Source organism: Gordonia sp. WA4-43 (assembly GCF_020520305.1).
GTDB classification, from domain to species: domain Bacteria; phylum Actinomycetota; class Actinomycetes; order Mycobacteriales; family Mycobacteriaceae; genus Gordonia; species Gordonia hongkongensis.
Window position 1 is genome coordinate 5,251,047 of record NZ_CP084736.1, and the last position, 13,326, is coordinate 5,264,372.

9 protein-coding genes and 1 riboswitch are annotated in these 13,326 nt (G+C 70.7%); of the genes, 6 read left to right on the forward strand and 3 right to left on the reverse strand.

Translation table 11 applies throughout. The features are described 5' to 3' along the window. The first annotated feature begins 238 nt into the window (after positions 1-238). From LEL84_RS23875 to LEL84_RS23885, 3 genes are all read left to right on the forward strand, one after another. The gene (locus LEL84_RS23875) at positions 239-1,642 is read left to right on the forward strand and encodes an NAD(P)H-quinone dehydrogenase (RefSeq protein ID WP_058250647.1); all 1,404 of its coding nucleotides are present in this window, start codon (positions 239-241) and stop codon (positions 1,640-1,642) included. Between the two features lie 109 nt (positions 1,643-1,751). Then, the gene (locus LEL84_RS23880) at positions 1,752-3,155 is read left to right on the forward strand and encodes a hypothetical protein (RefSeq protein ID WP_159370502.1); all 1,404 of its coding nucleotides are present in this window, start codon (positions 1,752-1,754) and stop codon (positions 3,153-3,155) included. Further along, a complete protein-coding gene (locus tag LEL84_RS23885; protein WP_223258846.1) occupies positions 3,152-3,601 on the forward strand; it encodes a hypothetical protein in 450 nt (149 codons plus the stop codon). Before LEL84_RS23880 ends, LEL84_RS23885 begins: the two co-directional genes overlap by 4 nt. Before the next feature lie 22 nt (positions 3,602-3,623). On the opposite strand, the gene glpK is transcribed toward LEL84_RS23885, so the two are convergent. Then, entirely contained in the window at positions 3,624-5,111 is a 1,488-nt protein-coding gene (gene glpK / locus LEL84_RS23890) for a glycerol kinase GlpK (protein ID WP_159371872.1), read from the reverse strand. A 76-nt stretch (positions 5,112-5,187) separates the two neighbouring features. Here glpK and glpD point away from each other — a divergent pair, with 76 nt between their 5' ends. Together glpD and LEL84_RS23900 are read left to right on the forward strand one after the other, a co-directional pair. Next, positions 5,188-6,930, forward strand: a complete 1,743-nt coding sequence (gene glpD / locus LEL84_RS23895; RefSeq protein WP_065630729.1) for a glycerol-3-phosphate dehydrogenase — start codon at positions 5,188-5,190, stop codon at positions 6,928-6,930. A gap of 91 nt (positions 6,931-7,021) precedes the next feature. Beyond that, the gene (locus tag LEL84_RS23900; protein ID WP_065630753.1) at positions 7,022-7,444 is read left to right on the forward strand and encodes a pyridoxamine 5'-phosphate oxidase family protein; all 423 of its coding nucleotides are present in this window, start codon (positions 7,022-7,024) and stop codon (positions 7,442-7,444) included. A 15-nt stretch (positions 7,445-7,459) separates the two neighbouring features. Here the strand turns inward: LEL84_RS23900 and LEL84_RS23905 are convergent, their stop codons facing one another. Beyond that, complete coding sequence (locus LEL84_RS23905) at positions 7,460-8,251, reverse strand: DNA-formamidopyrimidine glycosylase family protein (RefSeq protein ID WP_226512932.1); 792 nt, start codon at positions 8,249-8,251, stop codon at positions 7,460-7,462. Between the two features lie 8 nt (positions 8,252-8,259). Then, positions 8,260-12,870, reverse strand: a complete 4,611-nt coding sequence (locus LEL84_RS23910) for an ATP-dependent helicase (RefSeq protein ID WP_226512933.1) — start codon at positions 12,868-12,870, stop codon at positions 8,260-8,262. 17 nt (positions 12,871-12,887) lie between these two features. Further along, positions 12,888-13,048, forward strand: a riboswitch (cobalamin riboswitch). A gap of 35 nt (positions 13,049-13,083) precedes the next feature. Between LEL84_RS23910 and LEL84_RS23915 the strand changes: the two genes are divergently transcribed. Further along, positions 13,084-13,320: a CbtB domain-containing protein gene (locus tag LEL84_RS23915; protein ID WP_226512934.1), complete on the forward strand. Its 237-nt coding sequence runs from the start codon at positions 13,084-13,086 to the stop codon at positions 13,318-13,320. Positions 13,321-13,326 lie beyond the last annotated feature (6 nt).

Below are 13,326 nucleotides of genomic sequence, written 5' to 3' on the forward strand. Positions count from 1 at the left end.
GAGCCTAGATGGTCTCCGCCGAGTCCGGAAGGCGACACCGTGGCCCGGCCCCGGTGTGCGACCACGTTCACAACGACGGACCCGCCCGACTAGTTTGGTAGGCGGCGCGAACGGGGTCGACCGTCTCGCGCGACCCGAGGAGCGTGTCACCCCGCGTTCCCGTCGAGCCACGACACACAGCCGGGCGCAGCTTCCCCACGAAGGACGCGGCGAGCCGGCGTGGAGAACAGGAGTCACAGTGACCAGGATCGTCATCATCGGCGGCGGACCCGCGGGTTACGAGGCGGCGCTCGCGGCGGCCGCCTACGGGGCCGACATCACGGTGATCGATTCGGACGGGATCGGCGGTGCCTGCGTGTTGTGGGACTGCGTCCCGTCGAAGACGTTCATCGCGTCCACCGGCATCCGCACCGAGGTCCGTCGCGCCGTCGATCTGGGTATCAACATCAAGACCGACGACACCTCCGTCACATTGCCGCAGATCCACCAGCGGGTCCGCGACCTCGCGTTCGCCCAGTCCGCGGACATCCGCTCACGACTCATCAGCGAAGGCGTGACGCTCGTCTCCGGTACGGCCGTGCTCGACGAGCGGCAGGTCGGCGTCTCGACGCACACCGTCGTCGCGACGCTCGCCGACGGAACCACCGAACGCTACGACGGCGATGTGGTCCTGCTGGCGACCGGCGCGTCGCCCCGCGTGCTGCCCGACGCCCAGCCCGACGGCGAGCGCATCCTCACCTGGCGTCAGCTCTACGACCTCGAGGAGCTGCCCGAACACCTCGTCGTCATCGGTTCCGGCGTCACCGGCGCCGAGTTCGTCCACGCCTACACCGAACTGGGCGTCAAGGTGACGCTCGTGTCGAGCCGCGACCGGGTCCTCCCGCACGAGGACGAGGACGCCGCGCTGGTGCTCGAGGACGCACTCGCCGAACGCGGCGTCGAGCTGGTCAAGCACGCCCGCGCCGACAAGGTCGAGCGGCACGGCGATTCGGTCACCGCGCATCTGGCCGACGGCTCGACCGTGACCGGCAGTCACGTGCTGATGACCGTCGGTTCGGTCCCGAACACCACCGATCTCGGACTCGATCGTGCCGGGGTCGCGGTCGGCAAGGGCGGTTACATCGAGGTCGACCGGGTGTCCCGCACGTCGGTCGCGGGGATCTATGCGGCCGGCGACTGCACCGGGCTGTTTCCGCTGGCATCGGTGGCCGCCATGCAGGGCCGCATCGCGATGTACCACGCACTCGGCGAGGGCGTGAGCCCGATCAAGCTGAAAACCGTTGCGTCCGCGATCTTCACGCGTCCGGAGATCGCCACGGTGGGAGTGTCGCAGAACGCCATCGACACCGGTGAGTACCCGGCGCGCACCGTGATGCTGCCGTTGGCCACCAACCCGCGCGCCAAGATGAGCGGTCTGCGCCGGGGCTTCGTGAAGATCTTCTGCCGGCCGGCCACCGGTGTGGTCATCGGCGGCGTCGTGGTCGCACCGAACGCCTCCGAACTGATCCTGCCCATCGCCCTCGCGGTGCAGAACAAGCTCACCGTCGGCGACCTGGCCCAGACGTTCTCGGTGTACCCGTCGCTGACCGGGTCCATCACCGAGGCGGCGCGGCAGCTGGTTCGGCACGACGACCTGGACTGAGCGCCGCCCGCCCACTGTGCACAGCCGGTGCCGGTGTGCGCCGCCGGCTGCGTCGTCACGGTAGGGTCGGACGAATTCGTTCGTCCCGGCCGGCGACAAAGGGGGTGTCGTGAGCTCGCCGCAGCAGTCCTACAACACCTACGGCAGTCGCAACGACCGCGCGTTCGCTCGCGGTCGCACGCAGTGGGCGGGCATGAGCATCGATGAGATCCTCGACGTCCTGAGCACGATGGAACCCGGTCGTGCCGGCGGTGACGTCAACACGATCCTGCAGGCGATCGAGTCCGTCCGCCGCGCGGCCGAACGGATGCACGCGATGTTCGGCGACGGCATGCTCGGTCAGGCTTCCGACGCGGCGCTGGAGGCGGGCCGGTCGCTGTCGGCCGATCTGGCGACGACCTCGGAGACCGCCGGTCAGATCGGGGATGCGCTGGCCGGCGCGACGGGCATCCTCGGGTCGGCTCGCGGGCAGGAGGGACGGTTGCGTGAGCTGCAGCAGCACATCCGTGACAATCCCGAGGACGCGCCGGCGGTCCGGCACGAGGTCGACCGGGCGATGACGGGCGCCTACTCCTCGCCGATGATCGGGCTGCAGCGCTCCCTGCCGAACGACCCGTCCGGGGCGAACGGGGTGACCGCAGGACTCGGCGGCGGGCCGACCGCAGGCGGTTCCGGGGCCGCGGGCTCCGGGCCGGACGCTCCCCGCGGTCAGGCCGCCAACACCGTCGACGCCGGCGACTTCGGGCGTGCCACTCCGACTGCCGGGCCGGTGCCGGTCGCTGCGGGCGGTCCACCACCCGGTGGCGGCGGACCCGGTGCGTCGTCGACGCCGCCAGGGCCTGCGGGTCCGGGCGGCGGACCATCCGGTCGTGGCAACACCGACGGCCCCGACGGGTTGGTGCGTGGTGGTCGGGCGACGCCCGAGTCGACGACCCGCGGCGCCGCGGCTCCCGAAACGCACCGGTCGGGAGGCGCCGACGGGATCGGCGAGAACAGCGGATCCGGTTCCGGTGGCGGTGCGCCGGCGAGTGGAGGCGCCGGGGTCCCGGTCGCGATGCCCGCTCCCGGCTTGCTCCCACCCGCGTCGGCGCCGACGCCGACCCCGGTCGCCGGCGGCTCACCGACGCCGGCGACCCCCGCCACCGCCGGGCCGGTTGCCCAGCGCCCGACGGGGATGCCGCTCGCCGGGGCCCCGGGCGGCGGACGGCGGCCCGGCGCCGACGACGACAGCCACCGGGCAGCGCCGTACCTGCACACTCGGGAACACGGCGCGCAGCTCGTCGGCGACATGCCGCTCGTCGGTCCGCCCGTCATCGGCGACTGGATCCGGCAGGCATCCCCGGCGGTCGACGACGCCGCGCCGGCCGGGCCGGATCAGGCCTTGTCCCTGCGGCCCGCGGCACCCGGCGACGCCGTCTCCCGGACCCCCGTCGACGGTGCGGCGCAGGAGGTCTCGGACGACACCGATGCACCGTCGGGCGGTTCGGCCACGTCGAGACCGGAGACCGTGTGAACGCCGGGCTGAAGCGTGTCGACCGGTTACCGGGCGGCGTCGCCCGCCTCGTCGACTCGGTGCCCGACGAGGACCTCACGGCGTGTCTGCACCTGATCGTCGCGACCGTCCTGGACGTCACGGCGGTCTCGACGCCCGAGATCCGGGAGGCGATCAGCCAGTGGCGGCGGCAGGGCGGTGCGTCGACGGCCGGCATCGCACGTCTGCGGCTCGTCGCGGCACAGCACGACTTCGACGCCTTCGCGCATCAGCGTCGTGGCGACGTGGACGCCCAGCGCGACAGCTTCCGCCGCGCCCGCGCCGTCGACTGCCTGGTGGCCGCGATGTCGACGCCCGCCGCTGGTGAGTCGCTGCGCGATGCGCTCCGCGAATCAGCCTACGAGGCCGCCGCGGCACTGGGCGGCACGGCCGGTGTGGTCGCCATCCTCGCCGACCACGTGATGTGAGGCGGCGGCACCGTCGCGCCGGTCAGGTCAGGCCGAAGCTGTGCTCGACGGCTCGGTTCCATCCCGCGTAGAGGCGGTCGCGGTCGTCGGCGGCCATCCCGGGCTCCCACCGGCGGTCTTCGGCCCAGTTGGCGCGGATGTCGTCCTCGCTCTCCCAGAAACCGACGGCCAGGCCGGCCGCGTAGGCCGCGCCGAGGGCGGTCGTCTCGTTGACGACCGGCCGCACGACGGGTACGTCGAGGATGTCGGCCTGGAACTGCATGAGCAGTTCGTTCACGACCATTCCGCCGTCGACCTTCAACGTCGACAGTTCGACCCCGGAGTCGGCCTGCATCGCCTCGATGACCTCACGCGTCTGAAAGGCGCTGGCTTCCAGTGCGGCTCGGGCGATGTGGCCCTTGTCGGCGAACCGGGTGAGACCCACGATGACGCCGCGGGCATCGGGGCGCCAGCGCGGCGCGAAGAGTCCGGAGAACGCCGGGACGAAGTAGACGCCGCCGTTGTCGTCGACCCCGCCGGCCAGTTTCTCGACGTCAGATGCCTGCGGGATCAGGCCGAGGTTGTCGCGCAGCCACTGGATGAGCGAACCGGTCACCGCGATCGAGCCCTCGAGTGCGTATCGTGCGGGCTGCTCGCCGATGCGGTAGCAGACGGTGGTGAGCAGTCCGTGCTCGCTGAAGACCGGCTCGGTGCCGGTGTTGAGGAGCAGGAAGTTGCCGGTCCCGTAGGTGTTCTTGGCCTCGCCGGGTTCCAGGCAGGCCTGGCCGAAGGTCGCCGCCTGCTGGTCGCCGAGGATGCCCGCCAGGGGCACGCCGGGCAGCGGGCCGTTGCCGCGGAGCGCCCCGAAGTCGCCCGAGGAGCTTCGGATCTCGGGCAGCATGGCCATCGGTATGCCCATGTCGGCGCAGATCTCGGCATCCCACTGCTGGGTGCGCAGGTCCATCAGCATCGTCCGGGAGGCATTCGTGACGTCGGTGACGTGCTGACCCCCGTCCACGCCGCCGGTCATGTTCCACGCCATCCAGGAATCCATTGTGCCGAAGCACAACTCGCCGTTCTCGGCGCGTTCGCGGAGGCCGTCCACGGAGTCGAGCAGCCAGCGGGCCTTGGGGCCGGCGAAGTAGGTCGACAACGGCAGGCCGGAGCGATCGCGGAACCGGTCCATGCCGACATCTCCGGCCAGCTCGGTGCACAGATCATCGGTTCGCGTGTCCTGCCACACGATGGCGTTGTGCACCGGCTTGCCGGTGTCGCGCTCCCAGATCACGGTGGTCTCGCGCTGATTGGTGAGGCCGCAGGCGACGATGTCCTTCGCGGTCAGTTCGGCCGACGCGAGGGCAGCGGCGCCGACGCGGCGGGTGTTACGCCAGATCTCGGCGGCGTCGTGTTCCACCCAGCCCGCGCGCGGGAAGATCTGTTCGTGTTCGAGCTGTTCGGCGCCGACGACGCGACCCTCGTGATCGAAGATCATCGCCCGGGTCGAGGTGGTGCCCTGGTCGATTGCCGCCACGTATTTGCCTGACCTACCCACGCCGGACAGTGTCGCACGCTGTCGAGGCCACAGAGATCAATTAGGCTCAGCAACCATGAACACCGAGTTCAACGCGGACCGGCCCGCCGACATGGGGCCCCTCTACCGCGCCGAGGCGTGGCGGAGATTCGGGGAGGAACAGTTCGACGTGGTGGTCATCGGTGGCGGCGTGGTGGGTGTCGGTGCCGCACTCGACGCCGCGACACGCGGTCTGCGCGTCGCGCTGGTCGAGGCACGCGACATCGCCTCGGGCACATCGAGCCGGTCGTCGAAGATGTTCCACGGCGGCCTCCGCTATCTCGAGCAGCTCGAATTCGGCCTCGTGCGTGAGGCTCTACGCGAACGCGAGTTGTCGCTCCGGTTCCTCGCGCCACATCTGGTCAAGCCGTTGCCGTTCCTGTATCCGCTCACGCAACGCGTGTGGGAGCGGCCGTATGTCGGAGCCGGCATCTTCCTCTACGACCGGATGGGCGGCGCCAAGTCCGTTCCCGGACAGCGTCATGTCACCCGATCGGGTGCTCTGCGCGTGGCCCCGGCACTCAAGCGCAGCTCGCTCATCGGCGGGATCCGGTACTACGACACCGTCGTCGACGACGCGCGGCACAGCCTCACGGTCGCCCGCACAGCGGCCAATTACGGTGCGGTCATCCGGACCTCGACCCAGGTCACCGGATTTCTGCGCGAATCCGACCGGGTGCTCGGAGTCCGGGTGCGCGACACCGAGAACGGCGATGTGACCGAGATCCGTGCCCACTGCGTGATCAACGCCGCGGGCGTGTGGACCGACGAGGTGCAGGCACTGTCCAAGCAGCGCGGGCACTTCAAGGTCCGGGCCTCCAAGGGTGTGCACATCGTGGTGCCGCGCGACCGCATCGTCAGCGAGACGGCGATCATCCTGCGCACCGCCAACTCGGTGCTGTTCGTCATCCCGTGGGAGACGCACTGGATCATCGGCACCACCGACACCGACTGGAACCTCGACCTCGCGCATCCGGCCGCCACCCGCGCCGACATCGACTACATCCTCGAACGCGTCAACGAGGTCCTGGTCACCAAGCTCAACCACGACGACATCGAAGGCGTCTACGCCGGCCTCCGGCCGCTGTTGGCCGGGGAGGACGACGAGACCTCGAAGCTGTCCCGGGAACACGCGGTCGCGACCGTCGCGCCCGGGCTCGTGTCGATCGCCGGCGGCAAGTACACCACCTACCGGGTGATGGCCGCCGACGCCGTCGACGCGTGCGACGACTTCATCCCGACCCGGGTGGCGCCGTCGATCACCGAACGCGTCCCGCTGCTCGGGGCGGACGGTTACTTCGCGCTCATCAACCAGTGCGAGCACCTCGGACGCCGATTCGGGTTGCACCCGTACCGGATTCGCCGGTTGTTGAACCGCTACGGCTCGCTGATCGACGACGTGCTGTACTACGCCGACGGCGACAAGAGCCTGCTGCAACCGCTGGCCGCGGCGCCGCAGTATCTGCGCGTGGAGGTGGTGTACGCCGCGGTCGACGAGGCGGCGCTGCACCTCGAGGACGTCCTCGCCCGGCGGACCCGCATCGCCATCGAATACTCCCATCGTGGCGTCGACTGCGCCGACGAGGTCGCCGACCTGCTGGCGCCCCTGCTCGGCTGGACCACCGAGCAACGCGACTTCGAGGTGGCGACCTACGTCGCGCGCGTGGAGGCCGAGGTGGCCTCGCAGCAGCAACCCGACGACGACTCCGCCGACGCCCTGCGCGCCGCGGCCCCCGAGGCCCGGGCCGAGATCCTGGAGCCGGTGCCCGTTCCGAAGTGACGGTGGCTCCGGTCGAGTCGGGACGTTGGCCTCTGTCTCTGCCCCCTGATGCCGCGGCACGATCGGGGTGGGGGAAGAAGGAGACGAGATCATGGTCGACGAATCGGTTCGGGTGCTCACCCCCGACCAGGCCTGGGATCTGTTGGGAGTAGCCGAGCTCGGTCGGATCGCTCTGAGCGTCGACGGCCAGCCCGACATCTTTCCGGTGAACTTCCATGCGACCGACGGCCGCATCATGCTGCGGTCCGGCGAGGGCACGAAACTGTCGGAGCTGGCGGTGAATTCGCGAGTGGCGTTCGAGGCCGACGGACACACCGACGCCGACGGGTGGAGTGTGGTCGCCAAGGGGACGGCACGCATACTGGTGTCGCTCCGGGAGATCGAGGCGGCCGACCAGCTGCCGCTGCGCCCGTGGATCGCGACGATGAAATACAACTACGTGGAGATCACGGTCGACTCGATCACCGCCCGCCGCTTCGAGTTCGGGCCCGAGCCCGAGCGCTACCCCGTGTGAGGGGCCTCGGCCGGATCACACCTGGCACCGGGGACACCAATAGACGGATCGTTCGCCGCCCGGGGATTCGAGTTCGCCCCGCTTCACCGGGGTGGCGCAGCGCCGGCACAGCCGCCCGTGGCGTCCGTACACCCACATCCGCGCATTGGGCGATGTGTTGCCCGTGGTGGTGCGGGCCGATCGCAAGCGGTTCGCCCACAGCAGGCGTCGGCTGAGGTCCACGACCGGCCCGAGGTCGACCTCGCCGACCGGGCGGGTCGGCAGGACCCGCCGCAGGAAGCAGATCTCGCTGCGGAAGACGTTGCCGATTCCCGCGATCAGCCGCTGGTCGAGCAAGGCCGCACCGATCGTCGCGTCCGGGTCGGAACCGAGGCGTCGGATCGCCTCCTCGCGATCGAAGTCGTCGGCGAGCAGGTCGGGGCCGAGGTAGGCGAGCGCGGCGTCGGGGTCGGCGAGCAGTTCCAGTACGCCGAGGTCGAAACCGACCGCCTCATGGTCGGCGGTGCGCAGGACCGCGCGGGCCTGGTAGGCCGGGCGGCGCCACCGTTGCCCCCGCGGGTGCACGTGCCAGGCGCCCTCCATCTTCAGATGCGAGTGGATGCTGAGGGTGTCGCCGACACCCGGACCGCTCTCGGCGACGTCGATCAGCAGGTGCTTGCCCACCGATCGCACCGCGAGGACCTCGCGTCCGGAGAGGTCCGCGGTGGCCAGCGACGGGATGCGGAAGTCCGACGACTCGAGCACCCGTCCCGCGAGCCCCGCCCGCAGTCGTGCGGCGGCCGCGTAGACGGTGTCGCCCTCAGGCATGGTCCACCTCAGGCATGATCACCGAAACGCAGCCGGATGCCGCGCGGGGTCGTCGAGAATCCCGCTTCGACGAGCACCTTGCCGAAGTCGGTGGCGCGCACGGGTTCCGAGTCGATGTGGTCGATCGTCAGACGCGCGATCCGGCCCCGCCGGACCAGTGCGACCAGCGCGCCCGCGGCCGACTCCAGCCGCGGGATCGAGTCGCTGAACGTCAGCAGCGTCTTGCCGCCGCGTTCGACGAAACACACCACGTCACCGTCGACGATCACCACGAGCGCCCCCGGTTTGCGGCCCGGGCGGTGACCGGCCTCGGCGTCGCGAGACGCCGGCCACTCGAGCGCCGCCCCGTAGGGATTGGCCGGGTCCGTCGCGGCCAGCACGGTTGCCTCGCGGGGCGCTTTGCGATCGGGCAGCGCATGCCGGCGCAATTCGTCGACCGTGGCCGGCGAGGCGAACTGCGCCCCGCCGAGGCCGTCGACGTAGTAGCCGCGACGAACATGTCCGTTGTCCTCGAAGACGGTGAGCGCCTTGTAGACCCGCGCGAAGCCGCCGGTCACCTCCTCCGAGACCACGCTGCCGCGCGTGATCACGCCGTATCGGGTCAGCAACTGATCGCAGAGGCCCTGCGTGGCGATGGTCGGCTCGGTGGACGGGTGGTCGAGGGCGAACCAGCGGCCACTCGCCGTCGGCGACACCGGGGGAGCGACGGAGTGTTCGGTGAGGTACCGGGCCGACAGGCGGCCGGCCCGGAGCCGGGGTGCGCGTCCGCGTGCCCGATGCGCGGGCGCCGAGCGCGGTGCGGACGGGCTGCGCCGCGGTTGCAGCAGGGCCCGGACGGGCGCGAAGCTGTCGTTGCTGACCCGCCCCGCCCACACGAGGTCCCACAGGGCGGTCTCGATGTCGGCGGCCGGCGTGGTGGTGCCGGTGCTGATGTCGGCGGCGATCTGAGGGAACCGCAGGGCACCACCGGGTTCGAGTGCGGCCGTGACCCCGTCGTGGACCGGGGTGGTGTCGATCTCGTCGGCGTCGGGCAGCGTCAGGACGGCGACGTCCGCGGGATGCAGCGCCACCCAGCCGTCGGAGTTCCCGATGCGACCGTGTCCGGACCAGATGACCTCACCGGCGCTGAGCAGTTCGTCGAGCATCGGCGCTGCGTAATCGGACACCCGGGCCGGCAGTACGAGGGACTCCCACGCGGACGCCGGCAGCGGGAACCCGGCCAGCTGGTCGATGACCGTCGCCACCCCGTCGACACCCCGGAGCTGGGTGCCCGACGACGCGTGCTGCCAGTCGAGGAGGAACCGGGTGAGGACGTCGGTACCGACGGGAGCCACCTCGGCGCGGCTCGCCGCCAGGGAACCGCGTCGGATCTGACCCAGCACGTCGGCGTGACACCATTGCCCGTCCCGGGGGCCGGTACCGGCATCGGGCAGGAAGTCACCCTCGACGACGCGTCGCTCCGATGCGAGACGGTTGAGGGTGTCGCGCACGACCCCGGTCGCGATACCCAGAGCCGCGGAGGCCTCGGGCACGGTGAACGGGCCATGGGTGCGGGCGTACCGGCCGATAAGGTCTCCGACGGGGTCGGGCACCTCCTCGAGATAGGCCGCCGGGATGCCGAGAGGTGCGGGCACCCCGAGAGCGTCACGGAGGCGGGCGGTGTCGTCGATGGCCGCCCACAGCGCACGTGCGTTGTGGTTGACCGAGATGATCTGCCCGACCCGGTGCAACTCGGTGAGCAGATCGGCGGCCGGCTCGTCGCCGCGATACCGGGCCGCGACCTCCTCGGTGGTGAGCGGGCCCAGCCATCGCAGCAGGTCGACGATGTCCTCGGCGTCGCGCGCCTGACGCTCGGGGGACAGGCGTTGGAGCCGGGCGATCACGTCGGCGATGACCGCCGGATCGAGGAGCTCGCGCAGGTCGACGCGCCCGAGCAACTGGGCCAGCAGGCTGGTGTCGAGGGAGAGGGCGGCCGCGCGGCGCTCGGCGAGCGGCGCGTCGTCGGCGTACATGAACGCACCCACGTACCCGAACAGCAGCGACGCGGCGAAGGGAGACGGGCTCTGGGTCTCGGTCTCCACCACCCGGATCCGGCGCGTGCGGATGCGGGTCAGCAGATCGAGCAGGGCGGGGAGGTCGTAGACGTCCTGCAGGCATTCGCGGACGGCTTCGAGCACGATCGGGAAGTCGGGGAATTTGGATGCGACAGAGAGCAGTTGGGCGCTGCGCTGGCGCTGTTGCCACAGCGGGGCGCGCCGGCCCGGATCCCGTCGCGGCAGGAGCAGGGCGCGCGCGGCGCATTCGCGGAAACGGGACGCGAACATCGACGAGTCGGCCAGACCGTCGGTCACGAGTTGCTCGACCTCGTCGGGGTCGAGGAGGAACACATCGGCTCCGGGAGGGGCGTCGTCGGTGTCGGGCATCCGCAGGATGATGCCGTCGTCGGAGGCGGTGGTGGCGCCCTCGATGCCGAGGGTCTCCAGCAGGCGCTGCGAGATGGCACTGGCCCAGGGGGCGTGTACACGTAAGCCGTAGGGGGAGTGGAGGATCACCCGCCAGTCGCCGAGCTCGTCGCGGAACCTCTCGACGACCAGCGTGCGGTCGGTGGGCAGGTGTCCGGTCGCCTCGCGCTGCTCGGCGATGAGTGTCGCGAGGTTGCTGCGGGCGTTGTCGGTGAGCCCGAGTCGGTCTGCCTGGTCGTCGAGCTTCCCGGGATCGGCGATCGACTGGGTGAAGGCGCCGATCGCGGCGCCCAGTTCGGCGGGGCGTCCGATCGCGTCACCGATCCAGAACGGCAACCGGCCCGGTTGACCGAACGCGGGGGAGACGAGTACGCGGTCGTGGGTGATGTCCTCGATCCGCCAACTGGTGGCGCCCAGCGCGAACACGTCGCCGACCCGGGACTCGTAGACCATCTCCTCGTCGAGTTCGCCTACGCGAGTGGCCTTCTCGCCGACCATGAACACGCCGAAGAGTCCGCGGTCGGGTATGGACCCGCCCGAGGTGACGGCGAGCCGCTGGGCGCCGCGCCGGCCGGTGATGACCCCGGCGTCGCGGTCCCAGTTCACCCGGGGGCGCAGTTCGGCGAACTCGTCGGACGGGAAGCGGCCCGCGATCAGGTCGAGGGTCGCGTCGAAGACGCCCCGGCCCAGTTCACGGTAGGGCGCCGCGCGCCGGACGACCTCGTACCAGTGATCGACCTCGAGGTCGTCGACCGCGGCCGCCGCGATGGTCTGCTGGGCGAGGATGTCGAGCGGATTCTGCGGGACCTTGATCTCCTCGATCGCGCCGTCGAGCATCCGGCCCACCGTCACCGTGCAGTGCAGCAGATCGGTGCGGTGCTTGGGGTAGAGGATGCCCTGGCTGATCTCGCCGACCTGGTGCCCGGCGCGGCCGATCCGCTGCAGTCCACTCGCCACCGACGGCGGGGACTCCACCTGGATGACGAGATCGACCGCACCCATGTCGATGCCGAGTTCGAGTGAGCTGGTGGCCACCACACACGAGAGGCGGCCTGCCTTCAGGTCGTCCTCGATCTGGGCGCGCTGCTCCTTGCTGACCGAGCCGTGATGGGCGCGGGCGAGAACCGGCTCGGCGCCGGAGCTCGCGCCGCTGCCCATCACGAACGCCGGGGCGCCGCCCGCGACCGACGGATTGCCGGTCGGTTCGGCAGGCTCGCCGTGGCGCTCGGCGTGGATCTCGTTGAGCCGAGCGGTGAGCTTCTCGGCGAGGCGTCGGGAGTTGGCGAAGACGATCGTGGCGCGGTTCGCCTCGATCTGGTCGACGATCGAGGCCTCGACGTACGGCCACAACGAGCCGGCAGTCGGCGAGAACGCGTCGTCCAGCGCCGCGGGGTCGGCATCGGACACCGGCGGCGGGATGTTGGCCATGTCCTCGACGGGGACGTCGACGCGCAGGTCGAATGTCTTGTCGGCCTTGGGTTTGACCACCTGGCACGGCGCGGCGCCGGACAGGAACCCCGCGACCACCTCGGGCGGGCGGACCGTCGCCGAGAGGCCGATCCGCTGGGCGGGTTTGTCCAGCAGTTCGTCGAGGCGCTCGAGGGTCAGCGCGAGATGGGTACCTCGTTTGGTCGCGGCGACCGCGTGGACCTCGTCGACGATGATCGCCTCCACGCCGGTGAGACTCTCCCGCGCGGCCGAGGTGAGCATCAGGTACAGCGACTCGGGGGTGGTGATGAGGATGTCGGGTGGGGTTTTGACCAGCGCACGCCGATCGGCGGCGGAGGTGTCGCCCGACCGCACGCCCACGGTGATGTTGGGCTCCGGAAGGTTCAGCTCCTGGGCCGCCCGGGTGATGCCGGTCAGCGGTGCGCGCAGGTTGCGCTCGACGTCGACGGCCAGCGCCTTCAACGGCGAGATGTAGACGACCTTGGTGCCCGCGGGACGATTGCCGGCGTCGGCGGCGAGCCGATCGAGAGCCCAGAGGAACGCGGCCAGGGTCTTCCCGGACCCGGTCGGTGCGATGACCAAGGTGTTCGCGCCGTCGGCGATGGAGGTCCAGGCGCCCTTCTGCGCAGCGGTGGGCGCGGTGAACGCACCCGAGAACCACCGCCGGGTGGGGGCGGTGAAGCGGTCGAGCACCGAGGGGCGGGGCATCTCTCCACTATGTCGCACTCGTACGACAGAACGCGGTATACAGTCTCCTCACGCCTGTACGGGGAATCCGGTGAGAGTCCGGAACGGTCGCGCCACTGTGAACGCAGCCCAGATCGACACGGTCGACGTGACGGGGCATGCGTGAGTCAGGATGCCGTGCCGGCGTGCACCACCCGTGAACTCTCCGACGCGAGATCGGCGAAAGGACCCACCATGACAGCTCCCCGTACCGAGGCGGCATTACAGGTCGCCCCGGCCCGTGCCCTGCCCGTACCGAACATCTCCGTCGCGAGCGCGGCGCTCTGGCTCAGCCTGACCGTGCTGCTCGCCGGGCTGGCGTACTACTTCCTCGGTTACGACCAGGGGGTCGTGTCGGTCTTCGGCTCCGACACCCACGTGCACGAGTTCGTGCACGACGCCCGCCATTTCCTCGGCTTCCCCTGCCACTGAGTCGAC